Here is a 17,646-nt window from a genome sequence, read left to right as displayed (position 1 = left end):
GTTGTCCTGTATTTAAATTAGTAACGGCGGCAAATGGCAAAAAGCGCGTCGAGTTTTTCTTCGCTTTTCACGCCGGGTGCAGTTTCTACGCCTGAATTCACATCAATAGCACCACAGCCGGTTGCAATAGCTTCTGCAACATTCTGGGCGTTAATACCGCCAGCAAGCACTAACTTATGCTTCGCTTCGATATCGTTTAATAGCTGCCAGTTGAACGCTTCGCCTGTACCGCCTTTGGCATCACCCACTTGGCAATCCAGAAGAACACGGCTTACAAGGCTATTTTTTAAGTGTCTGTCCACTGCGTCTGGTAGTGCGCCAGAAGAGGTTGCTTTAACACCTTCGACTTTCCAAATTTCACAACCTTCTGGAAGCTTGGCAGCAAGCGCTGAAATGTAGGTGTCATCTTCGCTGCCGTGAAGCTGCACGGCAAAAAGGTTGAGCGAGGCGGCGAGTGATGCCACTTCATCAATGTCGTGATTAACGAACACACCAACAAAAGCACCGTCAATGCTCTGCGTTATAGTCAAAGCCTGTGCTTCGCTCACACAGCGTGGCGATTTTTCAGCGAAGATAAGTCCGCCAAAGCTAGCGCCTTTATCAAACGCCATTTGTGCTTGTTCGGGGGTGGTAAGTCCGCACACTTTAACTGCGCCATTCACTAACGTTTTCACAGCGCGCGGTAGGTCAGCCTCTGCCATTAACGCACTGCCCACCAAAAAGCCTTGGGATACAGGCGCTAAACGAAGCACGTCTTGATGTGTGTATATGCCCGACTCTGAAATAACCACGTAGTCGTGCGTGGCTTTTTCAAGCATGGGCACAAGGCGTTCGGTTGTGGCTAAATCGGTAGAAAGGTCGCGTAAGTTGCGATTATTGATACCAATGATGTTGGCTTCAAGGGCAATAGCGCGCTCCATTTCTTCTTCATTACTTACTTCGGTAAGAATGTCTAATGACAGAGCATTGGCAACGCTTGCCAACTCGCGATATTCGTCATCATTTAGCACACTAAGCATTAATAGCACTGCGTCGGCATTATAGTGACGGGCTAGATACACTTGATAGGTATCTACGAAGAAATCTTTGTTAAGCACAGGCTGAGCAACACGCTCAGTTACATAAGCTAAGTACTCAAATTTACCTTGGAAGTACTTCTCGTCTGTCAGCACAGAAATACCGGCAGCATAAGGCGTGTAAGCCGCTAAGATCTCGTCTAAATCGAAATGCTCTCGAATTAGGCCTTTTGAAGGCGATGCTTTTTTGCATTCGAAGATAAAGCCTGCGTTTGGCTCACTAAGTGCGGCAAATAAACTCTTTTCGGAAGGAACTAGATTCGCCTTGAAGCTTTCCAGCGGCAGTGCATCTTTGCGTGCGGCCACTTCTTCTCGTTTGTCTGCAACAATTTTCTCAAGCACATTAGCCATTCGTGCTTACCTCCTGAGTAATTTTGGCAACCTTCGTTAATAACTGCATGGGTAACCCTTCGGCCATAGCGTTCATCGCCATTTCAGCCCCTTCTTTGAAGGTTGAGGCTTTGCCGGTTACTTTCAACAGTGCCCCGCAGTTCATGGCGATAGCGGCACGGTGCGCCTCTTTACCTTCGCCGTTTAGCGCTGCTTCAACAAATTGTCTGTTTTCTTCAGGTTCACCGCCCTCAATCGCAGAAAGAGGATAATGAGGTAAACCGAAGTCTTCGGCGGTAACGGTAAGCTTGCGAATATCGCCATGCTCAAGGTCGTAAATCATTGATTCGCCGTGAAGCGCCAGTTCATCCAAGCCATCGCCATGCACTATCATTGCGCGGTGTTGGCCAAGCAGCATAAGGGTTTTTGCGTAAGGTTCAAGCAGTTCAGGAGAGTATACGCCGAAAACGCCATGAGTTGGACCCGCCGGGTTTGCCAGCGGCCCTAGTATATTAAATAAGGTTCTGGTCTTCATCGCAGCGCGCACGGGGGCTGCGTGGCGCATACCGGCGTGATAAACCGGTGCAAAAAGGAATGTGAAATTTGCTTCATCTAAGCACTTGCGGGATGTTTCTGGGCTAATTTCTAAATTAAGACCAAACTGGCGAAACAAATCAGCAGAGCCAGACTTACTCGATACACTGCGATTACCGTGTTTCGCCACCTTCACGCCACAAGATGCGGCAACTACACCGGCTGCACTGGAAATATTAATGGTGTTGTGGCCATCTCCGCCTGTACCAACGATATCTGCAAACTCATAAGAAGGTGTGGGAAAGGGCAGTGCATTGGCAACCATGGCACTCGCTGCACCCGCAATTTCGTTGGGTGATTCTTTTTTCATTTTCAGCGCAGTCAGCACTGAAGCAATCATCACTTCGCTTTGCTCACCGTGCATGATGCTGTTAAACAAGCTGTATGCTTCGGTTTGCGACAGTGATTCTCGCAACATAATTTGTTCTAGTAGAGGGCCTGCGTTAAGCATGGTTCGCTCCCTGTAACGTTAAATAGTCAATACTTTGCTTTAACAGCAAACTGCCGTGGGCTGTTAAAATAGATTCTGGGTGAAATTGGAAACCCAACATGCGATCTTCGCTATTGTAAACTGCCATTACGGCCTCACTGCCGTCATCGTTTATTGTAGATGCGCAAACAGTAAGGTTTTCAGGCAATGAATGTGCCACTAAAGAGTGGTAGCGTGCGACATGTAAGGGCTGCTGTAAGCCTTTGAACATAGCGTCTTCAGAATGAGTAATGGCAGAAGATTTGCCGTGCATAACTTGGCTGGCGCGACCTACGGTGCCGCCGTAATGCTCAACAATAGCTTGATGGCCTAAGCAAATACCAATTACGGGGAACACGCCGTGTACTTTTTTAAGTAGCTCAGGCATACAGCCAGCTTCACTTGGTGCACCTGGGCCTGGCGACAGCATAAGAAGCACTGGGCCTTTCGTTGCTTGTTCCTGCATTCTTTCAAACAGAGCATTTGCTGAAACCGTGTTGCGATAGACTTTAATGTCTAGGTTTAAGGTACGCAGTTCATCCACAAGGTTGTAGGTAAATGAGTCTACATTGTCGAGCAAAAATAGGGTGGTCACTTGCTGATTCATGCGTTGCCTCCTTCATTTAATGCAACGTTGATACTTTCAGCTTCTTCTTGTAGCGCTGCTTTTACTGCACCAATTACCGCTTGTGCCTTAGCGCGGGTTTCATCAGCTTCAGCTTGTGGAACCGAGTCATATACTACACCTGCACCCGCTTGAATATAAGCCGTGCCGTTTTTCACAAACGCTGAGCGAATGACTATACAAGTGTCCATGTCGCCTTGACCATTCAAGTAGCCAACCGCGCCGCCATAACTGCCGCGGCGTTTTTTCTCTACTTCGCGAATTAACGTCGCTGCGCTTACTTTTGGTGCGCCGACTAGGGTGCCCATATTCATGCAGGCTTGATAAGCGTGCAGTGGATCTAAGTCGTCACGTAGCTGGCCAACCACGCGTGACACCAAGTGCATCACGTGAGAGTAACGGTCAACTTTTAGCAAGTCTTTCACATAGCGCGTACCTGGGCGACTCACTTTTGCAACATCGTTTCGGGCAAGGTCAACCAGCATAATGTGCTCAGACTTTTCTTTGGTGTCTTCGCGAAGGTTGAGCTCAATACGGCTGTCTAAATCTCTGTCGATACTGCCATCAGGGCGCTTGCCACGTGGACGGGTACCGGCAATCGGGTAGATCTCTACCTGATTACTTTCTCTTTCGTATTTAAGCGCTGATTCAGGAGAGGCGCCAAATATGCTGAAAGCGGCATCTTGCATGTAAAACATGTAAGGGCTCGGGTTTGATTCTTTAAGTTTAGCGTAAGCAAGTAGCGGCGACGGGCAGGGGAGAGAGAATGTGCGCGAGGGCACAACCTGAAAAATGTCGCCGGCTAAAATGTGCTGTTTTAAGTCCAGCACATGGTTGCAAAACTGTTCATCACTTAAATCAACACTCACTTCAACGCTTGGGTCAAAAGAAGAAAGTGACTGTCCGTTTTCGGTTTCGTTTGAGCTTTCTGAGTCGGAAACGAGTGACTGTCCGCTTTGAGCTTCACTTTCTACATCAGCAATCTTTGCTGTATTTGCACCTACTAGCACTGGCTCAGCGGGCATATCGTGTAGCTGCTGATGAATTGCTTCTAAGCGCTGAGCAATGGCAAAGTATTGCTGGGCAACGTCTTGTCCGCTAAAAACACTGCCAATTAAATGAGTTTCGCGGGTTTGGTGGTCAACGGTAATTAAGGTCTCTGCCAAGTAAAACACAAAGTCTGGACAGTCATTTTCACCTTCTGCAACATCAGGTAGCTTTTCAAAGCCTGCTAGCATATCGTAGGCAAATACACCGCCTAAGAAAATGGCGTGGGGATGTTGGCGGATTGGCGTAATCTTATTGATAACAATGCGAAGCGCGTCCATTACGCTTGCGGCCTTCAAGCGACTGTCTTCGTCAAGTTCACCGTCAGCCTCATCACACACCAACGTAATTGAAGTGTCTGTCCTTTCTTTGATGTGTAGGCCGTCAGGGGCGTGGTCAACAAATAAAGGTAACACTGAAGCGCCGTTGCCTGTCAGTGCTTTCACTTCAACGCGGTTGCCCCGGCATTCCATGCGCAGTGCTGCGTCAACCATTAACAAGCTTTGTAAATCGTCTTTAGAATCAATTTCCGCCGACTCTAAAAGCAATGCGTTATTTTTATTGCCACAAAGGTGGGCAAACGCGGCAAGTGGATCATCGACATAGTGTCCCACCTGCTCAATTGTCTCTACCTTACCTGGAGAAATCCCCAGTTCCGCTAAACTCATTTTTGCTACTCTCCAACTGCAAAAAGACAAAAAAAGACCCGTATAAACGGGCCTTTATGTGTATTCATTCACGCACTACAGTGCACACCGCCCGTTAAGTTAGGGAGTGCCACCACCAAGCTGCAACTGTCATTGCTGTTGAAATATTGTATGAATGCATGAATTACTCGTTGTTTTTCCAAACTTCAATAGGATTTGAAGCGGTTAGTACGTATACTTTGTGTGTATAGAAGAAAACAAATTACCGTTTGTGTCAACCTAAAATTTGCATAAGACATTGAAAATAGATCTACACAGTCATACAAAATTCTCTGATGGCCACCTAACGCCAGAAGAATTAATCCTACGCGCGCACACCATGCAGGTGGATGCGCTTGCCGTTACCGACCACGATACCGTAGCCGGTTTGGAAGAAGCACATGCTACTCAATCGAAGCAAAAACGTGCATTAACCATTATTGATGGTGTTGAAATTTCCACCACTTGGCACAGTTTCGATATCCATGTAGTTGGATTAAATGTGGACAGACACTGCCCAACGTTTCTTGAGCGGCTGCAAGGCCAGTCTCAAACCCGAGAAGCTCGAGCTGAAAAAATTGCTGATAAGCTCGAAAAGTGTGGGTTTGAAGGTGTTCTAACGCGAGCAAAAGCGCTAGCGGGCGTTGGCCAGGTGACACGGGCGCACTTTGCGCGCGTATTAGTAAACAACTACGGTGTGCCAAGTATGGACGCCGCGTTTAAAAAGTATCTTGGCAAAGGCAAACGAGCTGCAGTTAAAGCAGAGTGGCCAAGCATCGAAACGGCTATCGAGTGGATCCACGATGCAGGTGGACAAGCTGTACTGGCTCATCCTGCTCATTATGATATGACAGCGAAGTGGCTACGGCGCTTGGTGGCCTTGTTCGAACAAGCCGGTGGCGACGCCATTGAAACCGCATTTCCAGGTATCAATAAAACCAAACAAGAGCTTATTAATGAGCTTGCACAAACCCATCAGTTACTAGCATCGGCGGGCTCTGATTTTCACTTTCCGTCTCGTTGGACTGAGCTGGGTAAGAACCTCGGCATTAGCAGTAAGCTCACACCCGTATGGCATAATTGGAAACAATTTGAAGGGCAGGTGGCCGAGAGCTAAGGAAATCTAATTTGCAACGCTCTCGGTATAAATGGGCAAGGTAAGGCAAATGGTTCACGTACGGTTGATGAGCGCTATAGCAAATTAAAATGCCGAGAGTTGGTTAGTAAAAAGCTTAAAAGCGAGTTTTACCAACGAGCTTAACCAGCAAGCTCAACAAGTGGACAGACACTTACCCCGTTGGCAAAGTAGTATCGTTCTGCGCGTTTAAGAAAAGGAAGTAATTATGAGTCAATTTTTCTATGTGCACCCCGACAACCCGCAAAAGCGCCTAATTAGTCAGGCTTGTGAGTTAATTCGAGAGGGGGCAGTGGTGGTGTATCCGACAGACTCAGGCTACGCCATAGGTTGCCAAATGGAAGACAAAAAGGCGCTTGAGCAGTTGTGTCGTATTCGTCAAATCGATAAAGATCACAACTTTACCTTAATGTGTCGAGACATGTCTGAGCTATCAATTTACGCAAAGGTAGACAACACGGCGTTCAGACAAATTAAGAACAACACGCCAGGGCGTTACACCTTCGTGTTGAAAGCGACCCGCGAAGTACCAAAGCGTTTGCAAAACCCTAAACGTAAAACCATTGGAATTCGCGTGCCCGATAACGCCATTGCACTTGCATTATTGGAGGAGCTGGGCGAACCATTGATGTCTACGTCTTTGATTTTGCCAGGTAACACCATGGCCGAATCAGACCCGGATGTCATTCGCGACAACTTAGAAAAGCAAGTTGGGCTTATTATTCACGGTGGTTACATTGGTGAGCAGCCCACTACCGTGGTTGATTTGTCGGAAGACACGCCAGTAATTGTGCGACATGGCACGGGCGATCCGTCTCCCTTTGAGTAATTTTCGTTAGGCTGACTTTTTGAAAAGACTGTTTTAAATAGGTTATTTTAAATAGCTTCTTTTGCTAGTTGTAGGTGAAAGTTATTATAGGATTCCGTAAGCTAAGAAGCTAAATAGCCAAGGGTTGTTGTTCTTTGATGTAAAGCAACGCAAACTAAGCCCTCGTGCGAACGCGTAAATAATAATATCAATAATCGCCGCTTTGTTAGCGCGTAAAAACGGTTGTGGAACTGTGTCAGAGCTTGTTGAAGACAATAATAACGATAATGACGCCTCTGTTGAGAAGGGGCTTTCGACACCTGTTCAGCAGCCGTTGCCACTTGCGTTTATTAATGGCGAAGCGCTAATTGAAAAGCCTGAAGATCTCTTCATTCCCCCCGATGCCCTAGAGGTCATATTAGAAACCTTCGAAGGGCCGCTCGACTTACTACTTTATCTGATTAGAAAACAAAAGTTTGATATCACCACACTGCCAATCGCTGATGTTACCAAGCAGTATATGGAGTATGTGGATGCCATGATGTCGCTAAAATTAGAGCTGGCGGCAGAGTACTTGCTGATGGCAGCCATATTGGCAGAAATTAAGTCCAGGCTTCTACTTCCTAAACGCAGTGACGATTCCGACGAAGAAGAAGACCCTCGAGCAGAGCTTATTCGCCGACTAAAAGAATACGAGCTAGTAAAGCAAGCCGCAGAAGATTTAGATAGTCAGCCTAGGCTTGAAAGAGATGTTTTCACCCTTCACGTTGAATTAAGTGAGAGCGTGACACCCATTCGCATTGAGCCCGATGTGTCTTTAGCTGAAATTGTATTGGCGTTCAGTGCGGCCATGAAGCGCGCTGAAGCGTTTGAACACCATACCATTGCACGGGAAGCACTGAGCACGCGAGAGCGCATGTCGCTCATCTTGTCGTTACTCACAACATCAGAATACACGCCACTTGAACGCCTATTTGCGGTTGAAGAAGGTAAAGCTGGGGTAGTGGTTTGCTTCTTAGCAATTTTAGAATTAGTAAAAGAACAGCTAATTTTATGCATTCAGGCAGGTCCTTATGCAAAAATTCATGTAAAATTAGGTGCCCATGAAGAAAATTAACACGGCGCAGCTTAAACAATTGGTAGAGGCAGCAATATTTGTTGCTGATAAACCTATTTCAAAGCAGCATTTAAAAGAAACGGTACTCAATGAGTTTACCGTCGCTGATAGAACCTTGAGTAAGGTGATTAACGAACTAAAGTTAGACTATCAGCCAAGAGGCATTCAATTGGTGGAAGTAGCAAGTGGCTATCGCTTTCAGTCGTTAGATGCGTTAAGCCCGTGGTTAAGCAAATTGTGGCAGGAAAATGCGCCAAAGTATTCTAGAGCAATGCTCGAAACCTTGGCACTCATTGCCTATCGTCAACCTATAACCCGCGGAGAAATAGAGCAGGTCAGGGGCGTGGCGGTAAGCAGTAATATTATAAAGACACTCACAGAACGAGACTGGGTAAAGGTAGTAGGTCATAAAGAAGTGCCTGGGCGACCAGCGCTTTATGCAACTACCAAAGGCTTCTTAGACTATTTTTCGATGACGTCGTTGAGCGATTTGCCCAATGCTGATGCTTTCGAAAACATGGCTGAAAGCGTTGCGTCAGACTCGCCGCTTAAGGTGTTAAATGAGGCACCGTCCGAATAGACCGTGCGACCGTAAACAAGCAATTAAAGAGTGAAAACCCATGACTGAAAAGTTGCAAAAAGTACTGGCTAACCAAGGGCTAGGCTCGCGACGAGAAATGGAACGTTGGATTGAAGAAGGCCGAGTATCGGTCGATGGCACCAAAGCAACATTAGGAGATAGAGTCGATCACACCGCACAAATTCGTGTTGATGGTCATTTGCTATCTCGTCAAACAGAACAGCCAATTTGCCGTGTGTTGATGTACAACAAACCCGAAGGTGAATTGTGTAGCCGTCACGACCCTGAAGGTCGCGATACGGTATTTGACCGCCTTCCCGCCATTCGATTGGGGCGCTGGATCACCGTTGGTCGTCTAGACATGAACACCAGTGGCCTGCTGTTATTCACCAACGATGGTGAACTAGCCAACCGCCTAATGCACCCAAAATGTGAAGTAGAACGCGAGTACGCAGTACGTGTATTCGGTGAGGTAACAGGCAAAACACTACATACCCTTCAAAAAGGTGTAGAGCTGGAAGACGGCGAAGCAAAGTTCCTGACAATTTCAGGTGCGCCTACGCCGCAGCATGCTGAAGATGAAAGCATGAACCGTTGGTACAACGTAACGTTGAAAGAAGGGCGTAACCGCGAAGTGCGTCGTCTTTGGGAGTCGCAAGGCGTGCAAGTTAGCCGCTTGATCCGCGTTAAATATGGTCCAATTGAACTGCAGAAGCGTCTACCGCAAGGTGCGTGGGTAGAACTAGGATTAGAAGACGTGAACGCGCTTCGTAGCCATGTTCAACTGCCGGATGAAACGCAAACTATGGTTAATGTACGCCAGGGCAAACTTGACCACGCGCGTTTAAGTCGCATGCGTCGCTCGGTTAAAAAGCATAAAGTGCGTAAGCAACAAGGCTTAAATAAACGAGCTGGGCGTCCCGCCAAACGTAAGTAAAGTCTTATTTATTCATCACGTGTAAGTGAATACTCAAAGCCGCAAGCGTTCGCTAGCGGCTTTTTTATTTCAGTGACGTGCATTCTTCAACTTATTCACTAAGTTTGTCTCCCATTTAATTCTGATTTCAGTCGCGATGATTACGATCTTCTTTCTAAGCGATGGCGTAGCAAAGTGTGAAGCTGCTACGTCAAGTAGGGTAAGACCAACACGGAAAAGGAGAAAGTAATGAAAGATATGCCTCAGTTAGGAATGGGAACGTTTCGATTGAAAGGTGACGAGGCCCGTGAGTCAGCCAGTAAAGCGCTAGAGGTTGGGTTCAGACACATTGATACCGCACAATTTTATGACAACGAAGCACAAGTTGGTGATGCCATAAAAACCAGCGGCCTTGATAGAAGCGAACTGTTTGTCACCACCAAGGTGTGGCACGAGTTATTGGGCGATGATCATTTTATTCCAAGTGTTCACGAAAGCTTAGAAAAGCTGAAGCTAGAATATGTTGATTTGCTTCTTATCCATTGGCCATATCCTGGCAATGATATTTCACTCGAAAGTTACTTAGGTAATCTTGCGAAGGCGAAAGAGCAAGGGCTTACTCGTCATATTGGGGTGTCTAATTTCACTATTGATTTGTTAGATAAGGCCGAAAAGGTTCTTGGTAAAGGCGAGATTTACACCAACCAAATTGAAATCCATCCTTTCATGCAAAATAAGAAAGTTGTTGAAGCGTGTAAGGAAAAAGGCATAAAAGCGACTGCATATATGCCATTTGCGGTAGGAAAAGTAATGAAGGACGAAACTTTATTGCGAATAGCGCAAAACCACGATGCGACGCCTGCGCAAGTTGTTCTGGCGTGGATGGAGAAACGTCACATTTACGCAATCCCTTCATCAACCAGTAAAGTACACTTGGCGGAGAATTTAGCTTACGGTGGTGTACATTTAACTGATTCAGAGCTCGCGCTTATTGATGATCTTGATAACGGCGACCGAATTGTAAACCCAGATTTTGCTCCAGACTGGGATTAACGATTTATAGAGCGCGTTTGTCTTTAGACTACTAACGGGATAGCGTTTAATTTTACCTAGCTCTGTGTACTAGGCTAAAATCAGGGGCCGCCTTTGAGGTACTAATGGCGGCCCTTGAAGAGTCTTTGAATTACCGGTTCAGATTAAATCGATAGATGTGACTTGGTATGGACTCGTGTAAAGGTGTTTTTTAAGGCATGTGATACCGAAAACATCACATGCTCTATTCGGCTTGCTCTATTTCTTTGATGACTTTGGCAGGGTTACCACCAATGACCACATTGTCCCCAAAAGACTTAGTTACCACCGCGCCAGAGGCAACAACCACATTGTCTCCCAACGTTACGCCAGGGTTTATGACCGCCATACCACCAATCCAGCAATTATCGCCAATAGTAATGGGCTTGGCGAACTCGATGCCGGTTGCCCTTTGTACAGGATCTAATGGGTGCGTAGCGGTGTACAAACCGACTTGAGGCGCAATCATGCAGTTATCACCTATCGTGACCTTCGCTGCATCTAAAATCACACAATTGAAGTTAGCGAAAAAATTTTCGCCTACGTGAATATTTTCGCCGTAATCACATTTGAATGAAGACTCGATGTAAAGCCTTTTTCCAGTACTACCAAACAGCGCTTTTAGTAGTCTCGTACGCTTTTTGTGGTCACTTTGACAAGTTGTGTTGAGCTCGTCTAATTGCATACGGCATTGCTTGCGCAATGCCGTTAATGTTTTGTCTGACGGAAAGTATAAATCGCCAGCAAGCATCTTTTCTTGTTCAGTCATGCATTTCCAGTAGGTAAGCTTAAATGATTAAGCTAATACGTTACTGTGCACTGCCGTAGCTTACAATGACTTTTTGTTTTAGTTCATCGCTTTCAATATCTAAGTTAACAGGGCGGTGCAAAACAATGTTGCCGTCTACAGTAACCGATGCACTTATCGATAGGGTAGGTTTGTTGTCTGATTTCTTACCCCAAGAGCTTTCACTTTCCTTATATACGATATCGCCTAAAACGTGAGAAGAGCCAGACAAAGTAATATCGCCGTTGAGTGTTTTGATGTGTTTTTCAATGGTTGTATCAACGGCTGTTATGTCTCCATTCACTGTTTCAACGCTACCGCCAATTGTACTTTGCGTAGGAAGCGTAACATTTCCATTCACGGTCTCTACACCCTTAAGCACATTGAGGTGTGAAGCTGCACTTACATCGCCATTTACAATATCGATATTTCGGACAGACACATGGCTACCCATTTCAATATTTCCGTTAACGATGCTGACTTCATCCGCGCCACCATGATCGCTAATTTCCACATTGCCATTAACAGAAGAAATATCGCCAGCGTGCTTCCCTTCAGCTATGTCAATATTGCCTAGAATAGAACTGAAATCGCTGCCTTCTAATGCACTAGCGTCTCCAACATGGATAACGCAGCCAGTAAGCAAAGAGGCTGAAAGCAACATAGCTGCACTAGCAATAATAGACTTTTTCATATTCTTATATCCTTGATTATTTTATAAATACTTAATAACACGCTTTAATAGTATTAATATCAAACACAAATTTTATTGTGTATTTATAAAATACATTTCACGTATCATGCCACTCTTAAAAAGTATTTTAAATCAAAAGGTTAGTTTAATATGCCAAAGGGGGGAGGCTGCCTTAATAGTGTAATGGCTAATTTTATAGTTTCATCTGCTATCGGATGGCGAATTTGACCATTCTGCACCACATGGCTCTATGCTCAGAAGGGAGCTCAGAAGGGGACAGACACTCGCTTGAAGAAATTATTTAAAGAAATGGACAGACACTCAATGTGAGTACATCTGTTTGGTTAAAAGCTGCTTTTTTGAGTGTGTGTCCGAGAAGTACAGGCAAGGTTTTAGCCTATGTGAGTGTCCGTCCTCGAATTGTATTCGGTTACAAGCTGCTTTTTTGAGTGTGTGTCCAACGAGTACAGGCAAGGTTTTAGCCTATGCGAGTGTCTGTCCTCGAATTTTAATAGTATGTTGGTATATGTGGTTTTTACTTTTTAGTGAGGTTAGGTGGCGATGATAAAGATTTATCACAACCCAGAGTGCGGCACGTCTAGGAATGTACTGGCGGTGATCAAGGCCGCTGGGTATGAGGTGCAGGTTATTGAGTATTTACGTGTTGGGTGGGAACGTGAACAACTAACTTATTTGTTGAATGCAGCTAACCTTAACCCTCGACAAGCGCTTCGCACAACAAAGTCTCCTGCTGCTGAATTAGGGTTACTTGATGAAACAGTGAGTAACGAAATCATCTTTGAATTGATGCTGGAACATCCTGTTTTAGTGAATAGGCCTATTGTTTGCATTCCCGAAGGTGAACACGAAAAAGCAGTTTCTTTACCTCTTGGGAGAGTTGAAGGTAATTCCTATTCGAATAACGCAAAAGAAACAGTGAAATTATGCCGGCCAAGTGAAGCTGTACTGGATATTTTGCCTGTATGGCCACAAGGCCCTTTTGCTAAAGAAGACGGCACACCACTTATAGACCAAGATGGTAAACGAGTAATTTAAACGGAGTAGTTTATGCAGGACAAGTACACGCAATTAAATAAGGCTAAAAGGCTTGCATTGGCCTGTTTGATTTTTGCCGCAAGTGTATTTGTTTTAACGGTTTTACTTCCCAAGTTTTATCCAAACTTGCAAGGAGCATGGTGGTTGGGGCTTATTAAGATGGCCAGTGAGGCGGCGCTCATCGGTGGTCTAGCTGACTGGTTTGCAGTGACAGCATTATTTAAGCCAATTCCAGCGAAGTACCCCATTCCGCACACCAATATCGTGGCTAGTAACAAGTCTGTTATTGCTAATAACCTGTCATTGTTCGTTAAGGAAAAGTTCTTTCATCCTGAAGCAATAGAGAAGCTAATTCGGGACAGCGACCCTGCTAAGGGCGCGGGAAGGTGGTTGTCACAGGATAGAAACGCTACCCGTTTAAGTCGCTTTCTATGCGATGCTTTTGCAGGCGTTCTGCGTGTGCTCGATGACAAACCTGTGAAAGCGTTTATCGCTAAAACCGCACAGAAGGGCATTAACCAACTTGATCTTAGGCAATTGATGGCAACCTCGTTAAGCGCCGTTACGAAAGAGCGCCAGCATCAGGTAGTGCTTGATAGGGTGTTAGGGAAATTGGCCTCACTGCTTGCAGAGCCAGAAACCCAAATCTACATAGCAGATACGTTAGTAGTCTGGCTAAAAACTGAATACAGTCGTATCGAAAAGCTATTGCCGTCTAGTTGGCTAAGCGAGCAGGGGGCACTCATTGCTGTTAAAGCGGTTTCAAGTATTTTGGAAGATGTATACGAAGATGAGCATCACCCCATTCGCCATGCATTTGATGAGCAAGTACACGAATTCCTCTACGAACTACAGCACAGCCCGTTAATGGAGAAAAAGGTAAACAGCTATCGGGAAAAAATTATTAATGACCCAGCGTTAAACGCGTATGTTCAGCAATCATGGGCAAAGTTTCATCAATGGCTTTTAACGTCTCTTGAACAGCAAAATGGTAAAGCAGAAACAAAGGTGTCGAGCCTTTTAAACGATTTGGGTACCACGTTAACGCAAGACAGTGAGCTAGCAAAAGCGTTCAATAAGCACATTGGAGAAGCGGCTAAATATATGGCGCCTGAGTTGGCTGAATTTCTAACCCGTCACATTCGCGACACCATCAATAGTTGGGATGAACGTGAAATGGCTGAGCAGGTAGAGTTGAATATTGGCCGCGATCTTCAAAAAGTTCGCATAAACGGCACGATCGTAGGCGGGTTGATAGGTGCAATATTGTTTGGCATAGAGGCACTGCTTGGCCTCTAGTCATTTATTTAAGCAAGTCGCATTAGCTGGTGTGGGTATGAATAGCTTTAGTGTCGCTGTTAATCAGCGCTAAAACGCAAACTATAAAGCAACCATTTCAACGCTTTGTATTGGCAACAAGTCTTAAAAAAGTCTACTTCGCCGTTAGTGCAAATACCAAATTATCAGCGTCTACTTTGCCTTTCAAACCGCCTTCAAGCACCGAGCGCTCTAACCTTTGAATGTTGTAGTCCGCTGAATAAAGAGCGTCGACGGTTTTTTCGTTTACGCTAAAGGGAGGGCCGGCCATTTCATTCTGGTCATACTCGAAAGAAATGATTAGCTGGGGGGCGCATTGAGTAATGGCCATTAAATGCGCAGCATATTGCTCGCGAAGCGGGCTAGGCAGCGCGACTAAAGCGGCTCTATCGTAAATGCCCGTAACGTCACCTAAGTCGCTTGATGTAAGTTTAAAGATATCACCTACGTAAATGGTTAAACCGTCTTTAGCGTAAATTTTACCGTTGGAAGTAGTGGTAACGGTAGGCTCTACACCTAGCTCTTCAAACAGCTGTATAATAGCCACTTCGCTTAGCTCAGCACCAACCACTTCACAACCCTTGGAGAGTAACCAACCAATATCTCGGGTCTTTCCACATAGTGGTACAAAAATGCGCTTTAAAGATGTGCTAGGACTATCGTCGCCAAACAGAAAAGACGCATACTTTACTAAAAGCGCATTCCCTTCAGGTTCGTGAAATCCAATCTCGTTCTTTTGCCATTTACTGTGCCAAAAACTATGTTCCATATAAACCTCAAGTAGGTAAGCGATATATCTCTAAAAAACAGGCGTTTTTATGAAGGGTATTAGAAACAAAAAAGGTAGCGAGAAACGCTACCTTTTAAACAAAATTAGTTATCAAGCGGTGTATTGAAGTCTTCAGATAACTCGAAGTCACCTTCAACCGTTGTCACTTTGTTGTCTACAAAGTTAATCACCATTTGCTTTTGAAAATCTTCACCACGCTTTTTCATACCGCGCTTCATATCGTAAACGTAGTACCAAGTGTCATCGTCGAATGAGTCTTGAACAACAGGGTTACCTAGTACATAAATAACTTGTTCTTTTGTCATTCCAACGCGCAGCTTTTCCACATCTCTTTGATCAAGGAAGTTTCCTTGAGGAACGTCGATTCGATAAATCCAGTTCGAGCAAGCGGTTGATGTTAGTGTGATACCAAGAATTACTAATAGGTGTTGCAACTTCATGCGTTAATTTGTCCAGTATTGCCTTTGTTAGTGTCAATGAACTTCGCTAAAGCGAATTTCGAGACTGTTTTATTGCAAGCGCGAAGGCATGCTACATTGACAACTATGACCAATCAACTGCATTTTAGTTCGATGCTGCGCTTTTAAGCAGTTCTTTTGCATTCGCTAGCGCCGACTTGGTTACTTTATCACCGGCTAATAGTCTTGCAAGCTCATCGATCCTGTCTTGCTTCGTCAACGCCAACATCTGGGTTTCAGTACTTTCCCCGTCGGTAAGCTTGGTAACAAACAATTGATTATGTGCCTGTGCCGCTACTTGAGGTAGATGGGTAACACACATTACTTGCGATTGTTTACCTAATTTACGTAAAAGCCCGCCAACGATTGATGCTGTTGGGCCGCTAATGCCCGTATCGACTTCATCGAAAATCATAGTAGGGGTAGCGTGATGGCCGCTCGCGATAACCTGAATAGCCAATCCTATACGAGAAAGTTCACCACCTGATACGACTTTTTCTAATTTGCCTGCATCTTGACCAGGGTTGGTAGACACTTTAAATTCTACGGTATCTAGACCTGTGCTCACCGGCTTCTTAAGTTCGTCGTATTGAATCTGAATATCCACTTTTGCGTGGGGCATATTCATTTGGCGAATTTGCACTTCAATATCTTCGCTTAGCTTACCAGCAGCACGTTGCCTGCTCTCAGAAAGCGCTTTGGTCGCGGTTAAATACGTTGCTCGTGCTTCTTCTACTTCGCCTTCAAGCGTACCTAACAGTGTTTCCTGTTCCGATAAAGCATTGAATTCGGCGGCTAGCTCTTGGTGATGCTGATAAAGTCCCTCTGGCATCACAGTATGTTTACGGGCAAGTTCCATCGCCTTCGCATAGCGCGCCTCAACTTGCTGTAAGCGAAGTGGATCGATCTCTAAGTGATCGCAGTAGCTACGTAGCTCTCCTGCCGCTTCTTCTACTTGAATTGCTGCATCATTAAGCATTGCAATGATTGGCGTTAAACTAGCGTCGTGCGCCTCTAATTCGCCTAAACGTTCAATACTGCTTTGTATAACTGACAGTGCGTTGCCTTCATCGCTTTCATATAAATTGTATACGCTAGTCTGTGCTTGCTCTAAAAGGCTTTGCCCGTTACTCAGGCGTTTGTGCTCTATTTCTAACTCTTCAAATTCACCCTCTTCAATGGCGAATTCATCAAGTTCTTGAACCTGATAAGTTAACAGCTGAATTCTGTCTTCGCGCTGCTGGGCTTGTTCTTGAAGCGCCTTTAACGTGCGCTGCTTATCACGCCAAAGAGAGTAGGTTTCTCTAACCTGCACTAATATGTCGTTGTGCTTAGCGTAACCATCGACTAATTCCCTTTGATGGTCTTCTTTCAGCAACTGTAGGTGAGTATTTTGACCGTGAATGGCCAACAAAAACTGGCCTAAGCCTTTTAACTGCTGAAGTGAGGCGGGAATACCGTTGATAAAAGCTTTTGAACGGCCTTCCTTTGAAATAACTCTGCGAATAAAGCAGCTATTCTCATCTTCATCTGAGGTGAGCTCATGTTCATCGAGGAAGGCTTTAGCTAATACATTGCCGTTTAGAGAAAAGTGAGCAATGATCTCCGCTTTTGCGCTGCCTTTTCGCACCGCATTTGCGTCGGCGCGCTCGCCTAAGCACAAGCTTAGGGCATCAATGGCGATGGATTTACCAGCACCGGTTTCGCCGGTTATAGCAGTCAACCCGTTTTCCAGTTGAACCGATAATTGTTTTACAACAGCAAAATTTGAAATAGAAAGATGCGCTAACATAACCACACTCGAAAAAAGTTGAACATGATGATATATACAGTAACTGATAATATATACAGTATTTTTTCTGTGTAAAGTTAAGTCGTAAATATTTTACTTAAAATTAAAGTGGATTGTGAAAAGTTTAAATAAATCAATATTGTATAGAGCGTTTAAAAAGGAGTGGTTATGAGTAACCCATTAATAATAGGCTGCGCTAGATGCGTTCGTTACAGTGGTTATACAGTAGTAAATTAGCTCAATGCTAAGTAGCTGAATAACTCAAAAGCAAGCGGTAAACAATTCCACAACGCAGTAG

17 protein-coding genes are annotated in these 17,646 nt (G+C 45.1%); 8 read left to right on the top strand and 9 right to left on the bottom strand.

What is annotated here, in order from left to right:
- Positions 1–17: 17 nt before the first annotated feature.
- Genes trpCF through KUL49_RS15075 form a run of 4 tightly spaced genes read right to left on the bottom strand, consistent with a single transcriptional unit; the run spans position 18 to position 4,809 of the window.
- Positions 18–1,427, bottom strand: coding sequence for a bifunctional indole-3-glycerol-phosphate synthase TrpC/phosphoribosylanthranilate isomerase TrpF (gene trpCF, locus KUL49_RS15090; RefSeq protein WP_131137820.1), 1,410 nt, complete (start codon positions 1,425–1,427; stop codon positions 18–20).
- Complete coding sequence (gene trpD, locus KUL49_RS15085; protein ID WP_131137819.1) at positions 1,420–2,451, bottom strand: anthranilate phosphoribosyltransferase; 1,032 nt, start codon at positions 2,449–2,451, stop codon at positions 1,420–1,422. The genes trpCF and trpD overlap by 8 nt, the downstream gene beginning before the upstream one ends.
- A complete protein-coding gene (locus KUL49_RS15080) occupies positions 2,444–3,076 on the bottom strand; it encodes an aminodeoxychorismate/anthranilate synthase component II (RefSeq protein ID WP_101563971.1) in 633 nt (210 codons plus the stop codon). The genes trpD and KUL49_RS15080 overlap by 8 nt, the downstream gene beginning before the upstream one ends.
- Positions 3,073–4,809, bottom strand: coding sequence for an anthranilate synthase component 1 (locus KUL49_RS15075; RefSeq protein WP_131137818.1), 1,737 nt, complete (start codon positions 4,807–4,809; stop codon positions 3,073–3,075). Before KUL49_RS15075 ends, KUL49_RS15080 begins: the two co-directional genes overlap by 4 nt.
- Before the next feature lie 277 nt (positions 4,810–5,086).
- Between KUL49_RS15075 and KUL49_RS15070 the strand changes: the two genes are divergently transcribed.
- The 6 genes from KUL49_RS15070 to dkgB all read left to right on the top strand — a co-directional run bounded on the left by KUL49_RS15070 (position 5,087) and on the right by dkgB (position 10,436).
- Positions 5,087–5,944, top strand: coding sequence for a PHP domain-containing protein (locus KUL49_RS15070; RefSeq protein ID WP_069944025.1), 858 nt, complete (start codon positions 5,087–5,089; stop codon positions 5,942–5,944).
- A gap of 226 nt (positions 5,945–6,170) precedes the next feature.
- Positions 6,171–6,791 (top strand): L-threonylcarbamoyladenylate synthase, encoded by a 621-nt coding sequence (locus KUL49_RS15065; protein ID WP_014948946.1) that lies wholly within the window; start codon positions 6,171–6,173, stop codon positions 6,789–6,791.
- 232 nt (positions 6,792–7,023) lie between these two features.
- Positions 7,024–7,887: a ScpA family protein gene (locus KUL49_RS15060; RefSeq protein ID WP_131137817.1), complete on the top strand. Its 864-nt coding sequence runs from the start codon at positions 7,024–7,026 to the stop codon at positions 7,885–7,887.
- Positions 7,874–8,467 carry an SMC-Scp complex subunit ScpB gene (gene scpB, locus KUL49_RS15055; RefSeq protein WP_014948948.1) on the top strand — a complete coding sequence of 198 codons (594 nt, stop codon included), beginning with the start codon at positions 7,874–7,876 and terminating at the stop codon, positions 8,465–8,467. Before KUL49_RS15060 ends, scpB begins: the two co-directional genes overlap by 14 nt.
- 40 nt (positions 8,468–8,507) lie before the next feature.
- Positions 8,508–9,404: a 23S rRNA pseudouridine(2605) synthase RluB gene (gene rluB / locus KUL49_RS15050; RefSeq protein ID WP_014948949.1), complete on the top strand. Its 897-nt coding sequence runs from the start codon at positions 8,508–8,510 to the stop codon at positions 9,402–9,404.
- Between the two features lie 228 nt (positions 9,405–9,632).
- A complete protein-coding gene (gene dkgB / locus KUL49_RS15045; protein WP_131137816.1) occupies positions 9,633–10,436 on the top strand; it encodes a 2,5-didehydrogluconate reductase DkgB in 804 nt (267 codons plus the stop codon).
- Between the two features lie 223 nt (positions 10,437–10,659).
- On the opposite strand, the gene KUL49_RS15040 is transcribed toward dkgB, so the two are convergent.
- Together KUL49_RS15040 and KUL49_RS15035 are read right to left on the bottom strand one after the other, a co-directional pair.
- Positions 10,660–11,223, bottom strand: a complete 564-nt coding sequence (locus tag KUL49_RS15040) for a sugar O-acetyltransferase (protein ID WP_131137815.1) — start codon at positions 11,221–11,223, stop codon at positions 10,660–10,662.
- Positions 11,224–11,263: 40 nt separating this feature from the next.
- The gene (locus KUL49_RS15035) at positions 11,264–11,935 is read right to left on the bottom strand and encodes a hypothetical protein (RefSeq protein WP_131137814.1); all 672 of its coding nucleotides are present in this window, start codon (positions 11,933–11,935) and stop codon (positions 11,264–11,266) included.
- A gap of 561 nt (positions 11,936–12,496) precedes the next feature.
- On the opposite strand from KUL49_RS15035, the gene KUL49_RS15030 reads away from it, so the two are divergent.
- A complete protein-coding gene (locus tag KUL49_RS15030; RefSeq protein ID WP_039216282.1) occupies positions 12,497–12,991 on the top strand; it encodes an arsenate reductase family protein in 495 nt (164 codons plus the stop codon).
- A 12-nt stretch (positions 12,992–13,003) separates the two neighbouring features.
- Positions 13,004–14,290, top strand: a complete 1,287-nt coding sequence (locus tag KUL49_RS15025) for a DUF445 domain-containing protein (RefSeq protein WP_061485351.1) — start codon at positions 13,004–13,006, stop codon at positions 14,288–14,290.
- A 133-nt stretch (positions 14,291–14,423) separates the two neighbouring features.
- On the opposite strand, the gene tmpT is transcribed toward KUL49_RS15025, so the two are convergent.
- The 3 genes from tmpT to recN all read right to left on the bottom strand — a co-directional run bounded on the left by tmpT (position 14,424) and on the right by recN (position 17,348).
- Complete coding sequence (gene tmpT / locus KUL49_RS15020) at positions 14,424–15,077, bottom strand: thiopurine S-methyltransferase (RefSeq protein WP_049586815.1); 654 nt, start codon at positions 15,075–15,077, stop codon at positions 14,424–14,426.
- Between the two features lie 104 nt (positions 15,078–15,181).
- Positions 15,182–15,538 (bottom strand): outer membrane protein assembly factor BamE, encoded by a 357-nt coding sequence (locus tag KUL49_RS15015; RefSeq protein ID WP_012517879.1) that lies wholly within the window; start codon positions 15,536–15,538, stop codon positions 15,182–15,184.
- A gap of 124 nt (positions 15,539–15,662) precedes the next feature.
- Entirely contained in the window at positions 15,663–17,348 is a 1,686-nt protein-coding gene (gene recN / locus KUL49_RS15010) for a DNA repair protein RecN (protein ID WP_131137813.1), read from the bottom strand.
- Between the last annotated feature and the right edge of the window lie 298 nt (positions 17,349–17,646).

This window comes from Alteromonas sp. KUL17 (assembly GCF_006538305.1).
Lineage (GTDB): Bacteria > Pseudomonadota > Gammaproteobacteria > Enterobacterales > Alteromonadaceae > Alteromonas > Alteromonas macleodii.
Note: the sequence above shows the minus strand (reverse complement) of the source record. Positions and strands in the feature narration are given on the sequence as shown.

Coding starts and splice junctions, on each gene's coding strand:
- trpCF (WP_131137820.1), bottom strand. CDS start 1,427: ATGGCTAATGTGCTTGAGAAAATTGTTGCAGACAAACGAGAAGAAGTG.
- trpD (WP_131137819.1), bottom strand. CDS start 2,451: ATGCTTAACGCAGGCCCTCTACTAGAACAAATTATGTTGCGAGAATCA.
- KUL49_RS15080 (WP_101563971.1), bottom strand. CDS start 3,076: ATGAATCAGCAAGTGACCACCCTATTTTTGCTCGACAATGTAGACTCA.
- KUL49_RS15075 (WP_131137818.1), bottom strand. CDS start 4,809: ATGAGTTTAGCGGAACTGGGGATTTCTCCAGGTAAGGTAGAGACAATT.
- KUL49_RS15065 (WP_014948946.1), top strand. CDS start 6,171: ATGAGTCAATTTTTCTATGTGCACCCCGACAACCCGCAAAAGCGCCTA.
- scpB (WP_014948948.1), top strand. CDS start 7,874: ATGAAGAAAATTAACACGGCGCAGCTTAAACAATTGGTAGAGGCAGCA.
- rluB (WP_014948949.1), top strand. CDS start 8,508: ATGACTGAAAAGTTGCAAAAAGTACTGGCTAACCAAGGGCTAGGCTCG.
- dkgB (WP_131137816.1), top strand. CDS start 9,633: ATGAAAGATATGCCTCAGTTAGGAATGGGAACGTTTCGATTGAAAGGT.
- KUL49_RS15040 (WP_131137815.1), bottom strand. CDS start 11,223: ATGACTGAACAAGAAAAGATGCTTGCTGGCGATTTATACTTTCCGTCA.
- KUL49_RS15035 (WP_131137814.1), bottom strand. CDS start 11,935: ATGAAAAAGTCTATTATTGCTAGTGCAGCTATGTTGCTTTCAGCCTCT.
- KUL49_RS15030 (WP_039216282.1), top strand. CDS start 12,497: ATGATAAAGATTTATCACAACCCAGAGTGCGGCACGTCTAGGAATGTA.
- KUL49_RS15025 (WP_061485351.1), top strand. CDS start 13,004: ATGCAGGACAAGTACACGCAATTAAATAAGGCTAAAAGGCTTGCATTG.
- tmpT (WP_049586815.1), bottom strand. CDS start 15,077: ATGGAACATAGTTTTTGGCACAGTAAATGGCAAAAGAACGAGATTGGA.
- KUL49_RS15015 (WP_012517879.1), bottom strand. CDS start 15,538: ATGAAGTTGCAACACCTATTAGTAATTCTTGGTATCACACTAACATCA.
- recN (WP_131137813.1), bottom strand. CDS start 17,348: ATGTTAGCGCATCTTTCTATTTCAAATTTTGCTGTTGTAAAACAATTA.